Annotated in this window: 14 protein-coding genes; 7 read left to right on the top strand and 7 right to left on the bottom strand. The window is 68.2% G+C overall.

All coding sequences use genetic code 11. The annotated features are described in order from the left end of the window. Nucleotides 1-72: 72 nt before the first annotated feature. Nucleotides 73-348: a hypothetical protein gene (locus RYM47_RS15775; protein WP_315389043.1), complete on the top strand. Its 276-nt coding sequence runs from the start codon at nucleotides 73-75 to the stop codon at nucleotides 346-348. A 24-nt stretch (nucleotides 349-372) separates the two neighbouring features. Here the strand turns inward: RYM47_RS15775 and RYM47_RS15770 are convergent, their stop codons facing one another. Then, nucleotides 373-1,161, bottom strand: coding sequence for a thioredoxin fold domain-containing protein (locus tag RYM47_RS15770; RefSeq protein WP_315389041.1), 789 nt, complete (start codon nucleotides 1,159-1,161; stop codon nucleotides 373-375). Between the two features lie 135 nt (nucleotides 1,162-1,296). On the opposite strand from RYM47_RS15770, the gene RYM47_RS15765 reads away from it, so the two are divergent. After that, nucleotides 1,297-2,124: a hypothetical protein gene (locus RYM47_RS15765; RefSeq protein WP_315389039.1), complete on the top strand. Its 828-nt coding sequence runs from the start codon at nucleotides 1,297-1,299 to the stop codon at nucleotides 2,122-2,124. Between the two features lie 7 nt (nucleotides 2,125-2,131). Here RYM47_RS15765 and xerD read toward each other — a convergent pair whose 3' ends face one another. Continuing rightward, nucleotides 2,132-3,109 carry a site-specific tyrosine recombinase XerD gene (gene xerD, locus RYM47_RS15760; RefSeq protein ID WP_315389037.1) on the bottom strand — a complete coding sequence of 326 codons (978 nt, stop codon included), beginning with the start codon at nucleotides 3,107-3,109 and terminating at the stop codon, nucleotides 2,132-2,134. Between the two features lie 30 nt (nucleotides 3,110-3,139). Here xerD and RYM47_RS15755 point away from each other — a divergent pair, with 30 nt between their 5' ends. Further along, on the top strand, nucleotides 3,140-3,613 hold the full coding sequence (locus RYM47_RS15755) for an RDD family protein (RefSeq protein WP_315389035.1): 474 nt from the start codon (nucleotides 3,140-3,142) through the stop codon (nucleotides 3,611-3,613). A gap of 30 nt (nucleotides 3,614-3,643) precedes the next feature. Here the strand turns inward: RYM47_RS15755 and lptG are convergent, their stop codons facing one another. Then, nucleotides 3,644-4,750 (bottom strand): LPS export ABC transporter permease LptG, encoded by a 1,107-nt coding sequence (lptG, locus tag RYM47_RS15750; protein ID WP_315389033.1) that lies wholly within the window; start codon nucleotides 4,748-4,750, stop codon nucleotides 3,644-3,646. Then, a complete protein-coding gene (gene lptF / locus RYM47_RS15745; RefSeq protein WP_315389031.1) occupies nucleotides 4,747-5,826 on the bottom strand; it encodes an LPS export ABC transporter permease LptF in 1,080 nt (359 codons plus the stop codon). The genes lptG and lptF overlap by 4 nt, the downstream gene beginning before the upstream one ends. A gap of 104 nt (nucleotides 5,827-5,930) precedes the next feature. On the opposite strand from lptF, the gene RYM47_RS15740 reads away from it, so the two are divergent. The 3 genes from RYM47_RS15740 (at nucleotide 5,931) to RYM47_RS15730 (ending at nucleotide 10,734) form a co-directional block, all read left to right on the top strand. Further along, nucleotides 5,931-7,421 (top strand): leucyl aminopeptidase, encoded by a 1,491-nt coding sequence (locus tag RYM47_RS15740; RefSeq protein WP_315389030.1) that lies wholly within the window; start codon nucleotides 5,931-5,933, stop codon nucleotides 7,419-7,421. Beyond that, nucleotides 7,408-7,833 (top strand): DNA polymerase III subunit chi, encoded by a 426-nt coding sequence (locus tag RYM47_RS15735; protein WP_315389029.1) that lies wholly within the window; start codon nucleotides 7,408-7,410, stop codon nucleotides 7,831-7,833. The genes RYM47_RS15740 and RYM47_RS15735 overlap by 14 nt, the downstream gene beginning before the upstream one ends. A 72-nt stretch (nucleotides 7,834-7,905) precedes the next feature. Next, a complete protein-coding gene (locus RYM47_RS15730) occupies nucleotides 7,906-10,734 on the top strand; it encodes a valine--tRNA ligase (protein ID WP_315389026.1) in 2,829 nt (942 codons plus the stop codon). A 62-nt stretch (nucleotides 10,735-10,796) separates the two neighbouring features. Here the strand turns inward: RYM47_RS15730 and rimI are convergent, their stop codons facing one another. Genes rimI through pssA form a run of 3 tightly spaced genes read right to left on the bottom strand, consistent with a single transcriptional unit; the run spans nucleotide 10,797 to nucleotide 12,564 of the window. Further along, nucleotides 10,797-11,294 carry a ribosomal protein S18-alanine N-acetyltransferase gene (rimI, locus tag RYM47_RS15725; protein WP_315389024.1) on the bottom strand — a complete coding sequence of 166 codons (498 nt, stop codon included), beginning with the start codon at nucleotides 11,292-11,294 and terminating at the stop codon, nucleotides 10,797-10,799. Continuing rightward, entirely contained in the window at nucleotides 11,291-11,788 is a 498-nt protein-coding gene (locus RYM47_RS15720; RefSeq protein ID WP_315389023.1) for a hypothetical protein, read from the bottom strand. Before RYM47_RS15720 ends, rimI begins: the two co-directional genes overlap by 4 nt. Continuing rightward, nucleotides 11,785-12,564, bottom strand: coding sequence for a CDP-diacylglycerol--serine O-phosphatidyltransferase (gene pssA, locus RYM47_RS15715; RefSeq protein ID WP_315389021.1), 780 nt, complete (start codon nucleotides 12,562-12,564; stop codon nucleotides 11,785-11,787). The genes RYM47_RS15720 and pssA overlap by 4 nt, the downstream gene beginning before the upstream one ends. A gap of 103 nt (nucleotides 12,565-12,667) precedes the next feature. Here pssA and RYM47_RS15710 point away from each other — a divergent pair, with 103 nt between their 5' ends. Further along, nucleotides 12,668-13,048, top strand: coding sequence for a DUF4124 domain-containing protein (locus tag RYM47_RS15710; RefSeq protein ID WP_315389019.1), 381 nt, complete (start codon nucleotides 12,668-12,670; stop codon nucleotides 13,046-13,048). The last annotated feature ends 40 nt before the right edge of the window (nucleotides 13,049-13,088 follow it).

The raw sequence follows: 13,088 nt of genomic DNA, 5'->3' as shown, positions 1-13,088 counted from the left end.
CCGACGAATAATGGGCCACCCTGCTCAACAGTGTGGTAACCCTGCTTGCGAACCCCAACGGTACTTCTTCGCGTGGCCGCTGTATTCGGCAACGCGCGCGCCCGGGAAAAAGTAGAGATCCGGACGCTGCTCAAGCCCATCTCCATCAAGACGATCAGGAACTGGCAGGCCGCCCGCCGATGGGAGCCGACCTGGCGCAACGGCAGCAGGACAACCACGCCAGACCTGACGACAACGCCGCTACGCAGCTGCGTCCCCGAGGCCGTTTCCAATCGCGTTGCCGCGGTCGTCTCCGACCGGGCAACGTCCAACGTCAGTTGGCTGCACAACGGATGGGGCGCCCCGTGAATCAGGCGCCGGGTCGCCCCAGGCTCAGTTCGCCTGGCGCTCCAGCGCCTTGATCAGCTGCGCCGGCGGCACGTAGCCGCCCAGCTGGGTGCCGTCGGCCGCGAACACCGCCGGTGTGCCGCTCACGCCGACCTGCTGGCCGAGGTCGTACTGCATCGCCACCGGGCTGGTGCACTTCTTGGGGGCGACCGGCTGGCCCTGCTTGGCATGGGTGAGCGCCTGGCGACGGTCGGTCGAACACCAGACCGAGACCATGTCGGTGAAGTCCTGGCTGGCCGGGCCCATGCGCGGGAAGGCCAGGTATTCCACGGTGATGCCCAGCTTGTTCAGTTCCGGAATGTCCTGGTGCATCTTGCGGCAGTAGCCGCATTCGATGTCGGTGAACACCGTCAGGGTGTGCTTGGGATTGGGCGCAGCGAACACGATCCGCTCGCCGCGCGGCACCTTGTCCAGCAGCGCCTTGCGGTAGGCCAGCAGGCCAGCGCTGCTGGCCGGGGCGCGGTTCTGGATGTCGTAGGGCTGGGACTGCATCAGGTAGCGGCCGTCGTCGGAGACGTACAGCACCTGGCCGCCGACCAGCACTTCGCGGAAGCCCGGGAACGGCGCGGCGCCGATATAGTCCGGCTTGAATTTCGGGTCCAGCCCGGCCAGCGCGCTGCGCACGGTCTGGTCGGCATTGGGATTGTCTTTGGCGGCCGGGGCGGCAGCGCTGCTGCCCGGCTTGGCGGCCGGCGTGGCACCGGGGGCGGCCGGCTGGGCGCAGGCGGTCAGGCTGAGCGCACCGAACAGGGCCACGGTAAGGACTCGACGCATCTGTACATCCACGGGAGAGAGTGGGCGGATTCTCGCACAGCCGCCCCGGCGAAGCCTGTGAGGCCGAGGGAATTCTGAAAGTCGCTGCCGCCCCGGGCGGCGATGATGCCTTCCCCCGAATCGATTCCCGGCCGCATGCGCATTCCTTCCTCCCTGCTCTGGTTCAAGGCACAGCTTGGCAGCACGTCGGCCAAGGTGGAGCTGAGTGTCCGTGCCCCCCACGATGGCAATCGCCTGAGCACCGCCCTGATGGCGATCCAGAATCGGGAGGCACGTTTGACCCGGGCGTGGCAGCGGGACCAGGTGTCGGAACCGCAGCTGGTCGCGCGCAGCCGCTACCTGACAGACCTGCGCCAGGCGCTGTACAGAAACGCATCTACGATGGCACACAGCCGGTCCATGCACGACATGCTGACCCGCATCAGCAACCCTTCGCTGGTGCCCGGACCGCGCAGCCTCTCGGGATCGCTGGAATCGCTGGCATCGCGCACCTCGGCGAGCTCCAGGACCTCGGTCACGTCCACCGAACAGTTCCAGAACCGCGCACTGGCTGCCCTGTCCGATGCCGTGTGGAACGGTCAATTGAATTCACTCAAGGACCTGCGCGCGGAAGTACTGGCCGCCGCCGACCTCATGGCCGAGGCGGATCCCACCCGGAGCCCGTCCGAGGTGGTGGCGGAGGTGTTCGACACGCTGCAGGCGCGTGCGCCGGTCGGGGTCGGCATGAGCGCGGAATGGAGCGTGGTGCGCTACCTGCGGCGGGAAATGCTGACCAACAGCGACGGCCCGAGCGGTCGTGTAGCGACGGACAGGTTGGTCGACCCCGACAACCCTGACCGATTTGCGGCGTTTCTCGCACGACCACTGCCCACCGGCGACGCCCCGCCGAAGCCGCCGCGCGTAGGGCAGCCCCGCGCGATCAGCCTTGCGCGCGACTGGCGGCCGGGTGAATCCAACGCCTGAGGTGGCGCTACCCGCGCGGGTGGTGCTTCGCGTGCAGCTTCTGCAGGTGCTCGCGCGCGACCAGGGTGTAGATCTGGGTGGTGGACAGCGAGCTGTGGCCAAGCAGCATCTGCAGCGCGCGCAGGTCGGCGCCACGGTTGAGCAGGTGGGTGGCGAAACTGTGGCGCAGGCCGTGCGGGCTGATCCGCACCGGGTCGATCCCCGCCAGCACCGCGTACTTCTTCACCAGCGCCCAGAACTGCTGGCGGCTCGGCGGATGCAGTGACAGCTCCAGGAACAGCGGCACGCTGCCGTCGCGGGCGGCGGGCACCGTGCGGATACCAGTCAGCTGCGGGCGCGCTTCGCGCAGGTAGCGTTCCAGCCAGTGCTGGGATTCCTCGCCCAGCGGCACCAGCCGTTCCTTGCTGCCCTTGCCGGTGACCCGCAGCACGCCCTGGCGCAGGTTGACCGCGTTGGCCGGCAGGTCCACCAGCTCGCTCACGCGCAGGCCGGCGGCGTACATCAGTTCAAGCATGGCGCGGTCGCGAAGGCCGAGCGGTTGGTCCACGTCAGGCGCAGCCAGCAAGGCATCGATCTGGCTCTCGGCCAACGCCTTGGGCAGCAGCCGCGGCAGCCGCGGCGGGTCGAGCAGCGCGCTGGGATCGTCGCTGCTCAGGCCGCGCCGCAGGGCGTCGCCGTAGTACGCGCGCAGCGCCGACAGCAGGCGCGCATTGCTGCGCGGCGACCAGCCGTGTTTCGCGCGCCAGGCCAGGTAGTCGAACAGGCCGGCGCGGTCGATGCCGGCCAGGCCACCGCCCTTGCCGTCCCGCCAGCGTGCCAGCCCCTCCAGGTCGCGCCGGTAGCTGTCCAGGCTGGCCCGGGCCAGGCCCTGCTCGGCCCAGATCGCATCGAGGAAGTGGCGGATCGATGCCGCGTCGTCGGGGCGTAGTTCGGGCAGGTGCTGCACCAGCTGGCGGCGCGCGGCGGGCGTGGAGGGAGTGGACATGCGCACAGGATACGCAGGTATGCTCGGCGCATGAGCACGCCGACCGTTGCCGCCGCCGACACGCCCCGCCCCAGCGCGCTGCTGCACTGGCGGCTACTGGCGTTGGTGTATGACTTCTTCCCGGCGCTGGCGCTGTGGATGCTGGCGGGGGCGCTGTTCACCGCCGGCTATGCGGTGGGCCATGCGACGCGGGACAACATCGCGCCGTTCAGTGCCTTGCAGTGGGCACTGTGGGCGTGCTGCTGGTTGGTTACCGGGCTGTACGCCACGATGAGCTGGCGGCGCGGCGGGCAGACGTTGGGGATGCGCCCGTGGCGGCTGCAGGTGGTGGGCGCCGATGGCAGCGTGCCTACCGCCAGGCAGCTCTGGATCCGCTACGCGGTGGGCACCGTGTCGATCGCGCTGGGCGGATTGGGATTCTGGTGGGCGTTGGTCGACCGCGAACGCCTGACCTGGCACGACCGTGCAAGCGGTACGCAGTTGCGACGTAATCCGAAACGGTGAAGGGATGCGTGGGCCGGCCAACGGCCGGCGCTACCCCGACTTGCGCCGGAACAACATCCCCGACACCACCAGCATCACGATCGGTGGCAGCGCGTAGGCGATGCGGTAATCGAACTTCAACGCGCCAGCCATGCGCCCGAAGAACAGCTGCAGCAGCCAGAAGCCCAGGGCGAACAGGATGCCCAGGAACAACCGCTTGCCCATGCCGCCGCTGCGCAGCGAGCCGAACGCGAACGGCACCGCGGCCAGGCACAGCGCGAGCACGTTGAGCGGGTAGAACCAGCGGCTCCAGTAGATGTCTTCGTAATCGCGCGCATCCAGCCCATTGCGCTTGCGGTACTCGATGCTGGTGCGCAGGTCGCGCGCAGCCAGGTTGCGCGGCTTGGAGAAACCGGTTGCCAGCGCGCCGGCGTCCAGCTGCGAATCCCACTTTTCCGACTCGGCGGTGGTGCGCGTGGCCGATCGTTCGGCAAAGGTATCGCGACGTACCTTGTTCAGGGTCCAGCCGTTGGTGTCATGCACCACCGAGTCGGCATGGGTCAGCGATGCAATGCTGCCGTTTTCGGCGATCTTGTACAGCCGCACGTCATTGAGCACCAACCGCGTGCCCGCGCCCGGCAGCAGCTGCTCGTCGCCGCTGCCCGCGCTGAGGAACGTATCGCCTTCGCGTACCCACACGCCGGAATAACGCGAGGACGCCAGGCTCTGTCCGGACTTCGCGCTGGCCTTGATGTTGTCGGAGCGCTCCTGCGCCCACGGCGCCAGGGTTTCGCCGTTCACCACCATCACGGCGGTCATCAACGACAGGGCGATCGCCACCGAGGCACTGAGCCGCTTGCGCGACAGGCCCAGCGCACGCAGCGCGGTCAGCTCGGACGTGGCGGCCATCTGGCCCAGGCCCATCAGCGCGCCGATCACCGCTGCGGTGGGGAAGAACGTATAGGCCCGGCGTGGCACGGTGTAGAGCACCCCGGCCGCCGCATGGCCGAGCGTGTAACCGCCCTTGCCCACGTCCTTGAACTCGCCGGAGAACGCCATCACCACGTCCAGGCCGACCAGCACGGCCCAGGTGATCAGGACAGTGCTGAACACCGCCCGGCCCAGGTACAGGTCGAACCGCATCGGGAGAAGCTTCATGCGGTCCTCCGCGGGCGCGACAGCTTGCCGTCACGCAGGTACATCCAGATCGCCAGCGCCAGCAGCGGCAAGCTCAACCACCACAGACCGACCGTGCCCGACAACTTGCCGTCGGCGATCCAGCGGGTACCAATGAACATCAGATTCATGCCAACCATGTAGGCGAGGAAGGCCAGCATCATGCGGCCATAGCGCTGCTGGCGCGGCGAACTGCGCGCCAGCGGCACGGTCATGAGCGCGAATGCCAGCGCGATCAGCGGCGGGGTGATGCGCGAATGCAGCTGCGCCTGCGCCTCCGGGCGCTCGTCGCCGAACAGCCGTGTGGTCGGCAGCAGCTCCGGGTCGTTCTCGTCGCGCGTGATGGCACCGTCAGGCAGCGCCACATCGTTGCGGGCAAAGCGCATCAGGCGGTAGTCCAGCCCGCCGTTCGCCGGGCCCTCGATCTGGTGGCCGTCATCCAGCTGCAGGTAGCGCTGGCGGTCGCCTTCGAAGAACATCTTGCCGCTGGCCGCAGAGGCCACCTCGATCCGGTCCCCGCGCGAGCGCTGCAGGAAGATCCGGCCCAGGCCGCTGCCGTCGGGGCTCACCGAGGACAGGTAGACCACCCCGCCGTTGGGCAGCATGGTGAACTTGCCAGACTCCAGCCCGGCCATGACCAGGCTCTTGTTGGCGCTTTCGATCATCTCCTCGCTGGTGCGGTCGGCCCAGGGCCCCAGCCACAGCGAGCACAGGCCGACCAGCCCGACCACCGGCAGCACCAGCATCAGGACCGGCCGCAGCAGCCGCTTGGGCCCCACCCCGATGGCGGTCAGCACCGCCATTTCCGAGTCCCGGTACAGCCGCGCAACGGCCAGCAGCAGGCCGAGCATCAGGGCCAGCGGCAGGATCAGCGGCATGTAGACGATGAACTGCAGGCCCAGCTGGGAGAACAGCAGCTTGGCCGGGAGGCGGCCGTCGGCGATGTTGCCGAGGATGTCCACCAGCACGCCACCCACGCTCACGACCAGCAGGACGATCAGGGTGGCCAGGAAACTCTGGGCGAAATCACGCAGGAGATAGCGATCGAGCTTCGACATGGGGCGGTGGTTTAAACTCTCGGATTCGTTCGCGTGGCTGCCCAGTCTACTGACGGGACGTAAACAGCTCGCGATTGTACGGATTTGCCAACGGAATCTGATCAATGGCCCTCGAATTTACCCTGAATCACGCAGCCCCGGCATCGGCCGAGGTCGACTGCGTCATCGTCGGCGCCTACGCCGACCAGACCCTGAGCCCGGCAGCACAGGCCCTGGACGCCGCTTCCGGTGGCCGCCTGGCCGCCCTGGTCGCCCGTGGCGATGTCAGCGGCAAGACCGGCGCTACCACCCTGCTGCATGACGTGGACGGCGTGTCTGCCCCGCGCGTGCTGGTGGTCGGGCTGGGCGACCGGGCCAAGTTCGGCGTGCCGCAGTACCTCAAGGCGGTCGGCGACGCGAGCCGGGCGCTGAAGAGCGGGGTCAGCCGCCACGCGCTGTTCACCCTGGCCGAGCTGGAGATCAAGGGCCGCGACGCCGCCTGGAACATCCGCCAGGCCGTGATCGCCGCCGACCACGCCAGCTACCGCTACACCGCCACCCTGGGCACGAAGAAGCCGGAGGCCCCGGGCCTGGCCACGCTGGCCATCGCCGGCACCGACGCCGAGGCCCTGCTGCAGGGCCAGGCCATCGCCGCCGGCGTGCAGCACGCCCGCGAGCTGGGCAACCTGCCGCCGAACCTGTGCACCCCGGCCTACCTGGCCGAGTCCTCGGTCGCCTTCGCCCAGGCCCATCCCGGCGCCGAAGCCGAGATCCTGGACGAGACCGCCATGGAAGCCCTCGGCATGGGCTCGCTGCTGGCCGTGGCCCGTGGCTCGGCCAACCGCCCGCGCATGGTGGTGCTGAAGTGGAACAACGGCGGCAGCGCCAAGCCGTACGTGCTGGTCGGCAAGGGCATCACCTTCGACACCGGTGGCGTGAACCTGAAGACCCAGGGCGGCATCGAGGAAATGAAGTACGACATGTGCGGTGGCGCCAACGTCATCGGCACCTTCGTCGCCGCGGTCACCGCCAAGCTGCCGCTGAACCTGGTGGTGGTGGTGCCGGCCGTGGAAAACGCCATCGACGGCAACGCCTACCGCCCGTCCGACGTGATCACCTCGATGTCGGGCAAGACCATTGAAGTGGGCAACACCGACGCCGAAGGCCGCCTGATCCTGTGCGACGCGCTCACCTACGCGCAGCGCTTCGAGCCGGCCGCGCTGGTCGACGTGGCCACCCTGACCGGCGCCTGCCTGGTCGCACTGGGCCACCAGACCGCCGGCCTGATGACCAAGCACGACGACCTGGCCAACGAACTGCTGGCCGCCGGCGAGCACGTGTTCGACCGCGCCTGGCGCCTGCCGCTTTGGGACGAGTACCAGCCGATGCTGGATTCCAGCTTCGCCGACGTCTACAACATCGGCGGCCGCTGGGCCGGTGCGATCACCGCCGGCTGCTTCCTGTCGCGCTTCACCGAAGGCCAGCGCTGGGCGCACCTGGACATCGCCGGCGTGGCCAGCGACGAAGGCAAGCGGGGCATGGCCACCGGCCGCCCGGTCGGCCTGCTGACCCAGTGGCTGCTGGACCAGGTCGACCGCGCACATGTCGCGGGCTGATTTCTACCTGATCGCCAAGCCGCGGTTCCTGACCGAACCGCTGCGCCTGGTCTGCGAGTTGGCCCGCAAGGCCAACGACGCCGGGTTGCAGACCCTGGTGCTGGCCCGCGACCAGGCCCAGGCCGAGGAGCTGGACGAACTGCTGTGGGCGTTCGACAACGACGCTTACATCCCGCACCAGATCGCCGGCGAGGACATGGACGAGGAAGAAGCGCTGGTGCTGATCGCCGTACCCGGCACCGGGGCACCGGCGCGTCCGCTGGTGATCAACCTGCGTGATGAACCCTGGCTGGGCGAGTGCGAGCGCGTGCTGGAAGTGGTTCCGGCCGACCCGGAAGCGCGCGAACCGCTGCGCGAACGCTGGCGCCAGTACAAGGCCGCCGGTTACGACCTGAACAAGCACGACATGTAAGCGCGCCCCGGCCCCCTTGATGGGCCGCCGCCGCGCCCTGATCCTTCAACGATTACCTCCTGGTTCCCCCGCATGACCCAACTCGCCTCCAGCTACGACCCGAAGTCCTTCGAGACCGACCTCTACGAGGCCTGGGAGAAGGCCGGCCACTTCAAGCCGTCCGGCACGGGCGAGCCGTACACCATCCTGCTGCCGCCGCCGAACGTAACCGGCACCCTGCACATGGGCCACGCGTTCCAGCAGACCCTGATGGACGCGCTGGTGCGCTACCACCGCATGCGCGGCTACGACACGCTGTGGCAGGTCGGTACCGACCATGCCGGCATCGCCACCGAAATGGTGGTCAGCCGCAACCTGGCGCTGGAAGGCAAGGGCGAGACCCGCGATTCGCTGGGCCGCGAGGGCTTCATCGGCAAGGTCTGGGAGTGGAAGCAGCAGTCCGGCGACACCATCGAGCGCCAGATGCGCCGCCTCGGCACCTCCGCCGACTGGTCGCGCAGCACCTTCACCATGGACCCGCAGCCGTCGGCGGCGGTCAACGAAGCCTTCGTGCGCTGGTACGAACAGGGCCTGATCTACCGCGGCCAGCGCCTGGTCAACTGGGACCCGGTGCTGAAGACCGCCATTTCCGACCTGGAAGTGGAGAGCGCCGAGGAGGACGGCTTCCTGTGGTCGATCGCCTACACCCTGGATGAAGGCCTGAGCTACGAACACGTCGAGCGCGATGCCGACGGCGTGGAAACCCTGCGCGAAACCCGCGATTACCTGGTCGTCGCCACCACCCGCCCGGAAACCCTGCTGGGCGATACCGCGGTGATGGTGCACCCGGAAGATGGGCGCTATGCGCACCTGATCGGCAAGAACGTGGTGCTGCCGCTGACCGGCCGCCGCGTGCCGGTGATCGCCGACGACTACGTGGACCGTGCGTTCGGCACCGGCGTGGTCAAGGTCACCCCGGCGCATGACTTCAACGACTACGAAGTGGGCGTGCGCCACAGCCTGCCGATGATCAACCTGTTCACCCCGGTGGCAGCGCTGAACGAGAATGCGCCAGAACGCTTCCAGGGCCTGGACCGCTACGCAGCACGCAAGGCCGTGCTGGCCGAGCTGGAAGACCTGGGCATCCTGGTCGAGACCAAGGCGCACAAGCTGCAGGTGCCGCGCGGCGACCGTACCGGCCAGGTGATCGAGCCGTACCTGACCGACCAGTGGTTCGTGAAGATGGACGACCTGGCCAAGCGCGGCCTGGAACTGGTCGAAGACGGAACCATCGCCTTCGTGCCACCGAACTGGATCAACACCTACCGCCACTGGATGAACAACATCCAGGACTGGTGCATCAGCCGCCAGCTGTGGTGGGGCCACCGCATTCCGGCGTGGTTCGACGCCGCCACCGGCAACTGCTACGTCGGTCGCAGCGAAGACGAAGTGCGCGCGAAGAACAACCTCGGCAGCGATGTGGTGCTGAACCAGGAAAGCGACGTGCTGGAGACCTGGTTCTCCTCGCAGCTGTGGCCCTTCTCCACCCTGGGCTGGCCGAACGAGCAGGCGATGGCCGAGCGCGGCTTCGACCGCTACCTGCCGTCGTCGGTGCTGATCACCGGCTTCGACATCATCTTCTTCTGGGTGGCGCGCATGATCATGGCCACCGACAGCTTCACCGGGAAGATTCCGTTCAAGGACGTCTACATCACTGGCCTGATCCGCGATGCGCAGGGCCAGAAGATGTCCAAGTCCAAGGGCAATGTGCTCGACCCGCTGGACATCATCGACGGCATTTCCATCGACGACCTGGTCGCCAAGCGCACCACCGGACTGATGAAGCCCAAGGACGCGCCGAAGATCGAGAAGCAGACCCGCAAGGATTTCCCGGACGGCATCATCGCCCACGGTGCCGACGCGCTGCGCTTCACCATCGCCGCGCTGGCCACACATGGCCGCGACATCAAGTTCGACATGAGCCGCGCCGAGGGCTACAAGAACTTCTGCAACAAGCTGTGGAACGCCAGCCGCTTTACCCTGATGAACACCGAAGGTGCGCAGTTCAGCGGCGTGCCGCAGCCGCGTACCGATGCCGAGCGCTGGATCCTGGCGCGGCTGGCGGTGGTCTCGGCCGAAGCGCAGGGGCATTACGCCACCTACCGCTTCGACCTGCTGGCGCAGGCGCTGTATGAGTTCGCCTGGAACGAGTTCTGCGACTGGTTCCTGGAGCTGACCAAGCCGGCCCTCAACGGCGACAACGCCGAAGACGCGGCCAGCACCCGCCACACCCTGCTGTACGTGCTGGAAGCGCTGCTGCGCCTGCTGCATCCGCTGACCCCGTTCGTGACCGAGCAGCTGTGGCGCCAGGTGGCCCCGCGCCTGGGCCTGGACGAGGACACCATTTCGCTGCGCGCCTATCCCACTGCTGCAGAGTTCGCCGGTGATTACGCACGTGCCGAAGCGGACGTGGAATGGCTGAAGTCGATGGTCAACGCGCTGCGCCGCGTGCGCAGTGAACTGAACCTGCCGCCGGCCAAGCAGGTCTCGCTGCTGCTGCAGGGTGGAAGCGAAGACGACCGCAACCGCGTTGCGCGCTTCACCGCGCCGCTGTCGTTCCTGCTCAAGCTGGAGCGCATCGAATGGCTGGCGTCGGATGCGGACACCCCGCCGGCCGCTGCCGCCATCGTCGGCGAACTGAAGCTGCTGGTGCCGCTGGAAGGCCTGGTCGACCTGGGTGCCGAACGCGCCCGCCTGGACAAGGAAATCGGCCGGGTGGAGTCGGAGAAGGAGAAGAGCGCGATGAAGCTCTCCAAGTTCACCGACAAGGTACCGGCAGCCGTGGTCGAGCAGGAGCGCGTGCGCCTGGTCGAATGGACCACGCAGCTGGAAGGCCTGGTCGCGCAGCGCGCGAAGCTGTAAGCAGGAATCGGGGTGGCGGCTGCGGTCGCCACCTTCGGGAAGCAGCCACGCAGGGCGTGGCTCTACAACGGCGGCATCACCGTGATGTCGTCGTCCACCAGCTCCATCGCCATCACCAACGCATCTTCGCGCCCGTCCTTGGCCGGGTAATACCGCGGCCGACGCCCGATCTCATTGAATCCTTCGCTGTGGTACAGCGCCACCGCAGGCGTATTCGAAGGGCGCACTTCCAGGAACACGCGCTGCGCGCCGTGGTCGCGCGCCAGCTTCACCAGCGCGCGGAACAGCATCCGCCCCAGCCCACGGGTCTGGCTGTACGGATCGATGCAGACATTGAGCACATGCGCCTCGTCGGCGGCGATGCTGAGCACGCCGTATCCGACCAGCACGCCGGCATCTTCCATCGCCAACGCCGGGTACCCGGCGCGCAGGCAGTCGACGAAGATGCCACGCGTCCACGGGAACGGATACCCGCGCAGTTCGATTTCCATGACCGCGTCGAGGTCAGCTTCGCGCAGCGCGCGCAGCGCCGGCGGGCGCGGCGAGCTGACCGCGCTCACGCCCTGCCCCGCTTACGCAGTGCCCTCAACTGCGGCCACAGCGCGCGCTTGGCGGCGGCGTTGCCGCGCAGTTCGTCCAGGTTCCAGCTGGCCATGAGTGCCTGGGTTTCAGGATCGTTCGGGTTGCAGCCGGACGCGCGCAGCAGCGCGATCTGCAGCGGCGGCGGCATGCGCACGGCCGGGCGCCGGGTACCGGTGCGGGTGGGCGTTGACGTTGGAGCGACCGCATCTTCGGCCGCCGGAGCGTTGCGACGCGGTGGCGCAGCGGTACCGGACGGTCGTAGCGCCGGGCTCTGCCCGGCTGAGGCGGCGTCCGGCCCCCGGGCGTCGGCAGCACGCCGGGCAGGGCCCGGCTCGACCGGGATCGTGCCCAGTTCGACCACCGGTTCCGGCGCCGCTTCCACGCTGCCGTCCACGAACACCGTATACCCCATCGCCTGCAGCCAGGACTGCTGGGCGGGGGTCCACAGTGGCGGAGCGGCCGGCGTGCTCACGCCTTGGGCTCGACCGGTTTGCGGGTGCGCTGCCAGATCCAGCTGACCGGGCCGGACAGCGCGTAGACCACACCCACCGCGAACAGCACGCGCGGCAGGTCGATGACCATGATCGCAATGGCGATCGGCACCAGCGCCAGTGCCAGGAACGGCACGCGGTCTGCGCGCGGCCCCTTCTCACCGCCGCCCTTGAAGCTCCAGAAGCGGATCCGGCTGACCATCAGCAGCGCAGCCACCAGGGTCACGCCCAGCGCCACGTAACGCAGTTCGTTGCCGTCCCAGCCCAGCGCGCCGTCGGCGAAGGCCCACACGAACGACATCATCAGCCCTGCGGCGGCCGGGCTGGCCAGGCCGATGAACCAGCGCTTGTCGACCACGCTGACCTGGGTGTTGAAGCGGGCCAGGCGCAGGGCAGCGCAGGCTGCATACAGGAATGCAACCGCCCAGCCGACCCGGCCCATGATCGGGTCGTCGAACTTCAGCCACGACAGCGACCAGTGGTACATCACCAGCGCCGGGGCCATGCCGAAGCTGACCAGGTCGGCCAGCGAGTCGTACTGCACGCCGAACTCGCTGCTGGTGCCGGTGAGCCGGGCCACGCGGCCGTCCAGACCGTCCATGACCGCGGCCACGAACACCGCGATGGCGGCATTGACGAAATCGCCATTGGCGGCGGCAATGATCGCGTAGAACCCCGCGAACAGGCCGGCGGTAGTGAACAGGTTGGGCAACAGGTAAATGCTGCGCGAGCGCGGCGGGGGTTTCATCTGATCCATGCGGCCAGTTTAGTGGCTGCGGCCCGGTTTGGGGGGAGGCTTGCCAGCGCCGGGCGGGAATGCTGCAATCGCGCACCTGACCCCCTTGCTGCCCGGAGTTGCCATGCGTGCCCTGCCCCTCATGTGCTGCCTGCTGCTCGTCAGCGCTACGGCCAGCGCTGGAAACGTCTACAAGTGGAAAGACGCCAATGGCGTCACCCAGTATTCCGAGAAGCCGCCCACCGGCCAGAAGGCCGAGCAGCGCCAGATCCAGAACCGCGACCCGGCCGCCGGCCCGGTCACCGCCAAGGCAGCCGCCCCGGCCGAATCGACCGACTGCACCAACGCCCGCAACAACCTGACCCTGCTCAACGGCAAGGGCGAGGTCATGCAGGACACCGACGGCGACGGCAAGCCCGACAAGGCGCTGGACGCCGACCAGCGCACCGCCCAGAAGGGCCTGGCTGAGGCGGCGATCAAGGCCTACTGCAAGCCGGCGGCCTGACAGGCCAGATTCGGGAGGGTCGTGTCAGAATATCGGTTTC

Origin of the sequence: uncultured Stenotrophomonas sp. (genome assembly GCF_963519125.1) — a bacterium.
In the GTDB taxonomy this organism is placed as follows: Bacteria; Pseudomonadota; Gammaproteobacteria; order Xanthomonadales; family Xanthomonadaceae; genus Stenotrophomonas.
This window is presented reverse-complemented; position numbering and strand designations above follow the sequence as displayed.

Coding starts and splice junctions, on each gene's coding strand:
- RYM47_RS15770 (WP_315389041.1), bottom strand. CDS start 1,161: ATGCGTCGAGTCCTTACCGTGGCCCTGTTCGGTGCGCTCAGCCTGACC.
- RYM47_RS15765 (WP_315389039.1), top strand. CDS start 1,297: ATGCGCATTCCTTCCTCCCTGCTCTGGTTCAAGGCACAGCTTGGCAGC.
- xerD (WP_315389037.1), bottom strand. CDS start 3,109: ATGTCCACTCCCTCCACGCCCGCCGCGCGCCGCCAGCTGGTGCAGCAC.
- RYM47_RS15755 (WP_315389035.1), top strand. CDS start 3,140: ATGAGCACGCCGACCGTTGCCGCCGCCGACACGCCCCGCCCCAGCGCG.
- lptG (WP_315389033.1), bottom strand. CDS start 4,750: ATGAAGCTTCTCCCGATGCGGTTCGACCTGTACCTGGGCCGGGCGGTG.
- lptF (WP_315389031.1), bottom strand. CDS start 5,826: ATGTCGAAGCTCGATCGCTATCTCCTGCGTGATTTCGCCCAGAGTTTC.
- RYM47_RS15740 (WP_315389030.1), top strand. CDS start 5,931: ATGGCCCTCGAATTTACCCTGAATCACGCAGCCCCGGCATCGGCCGAG.
- RYM47_RS15735 (WP_315389029.1), top strand. CDS start 7,408: ATGTCGCGGGCTGATTTCTACCTGATCGCCAAGCCGCGGTTCCTGACC.
- RYM47_RS15730 (WP_315389026.1), top strand. CDS start 7,906: ATGACCCAACTCGCCTCCAGCTACGACCCGAAGTCCTTCGAGACCGAC.
- pssA (WP_315389021.1), bottom strand. CDS start 12,564: ATGGATCAGATGAAACCCCCGCCGCGCTCGCGCAGCATTTACCTGTTG.
- RYM47_RS15710 (WP_315389019.1), top strand. CDS start 12,668: ATGCGTGCCCTGCCCCTCATGTGCTGCCTGCTGCTCGTCAGCGCTACG.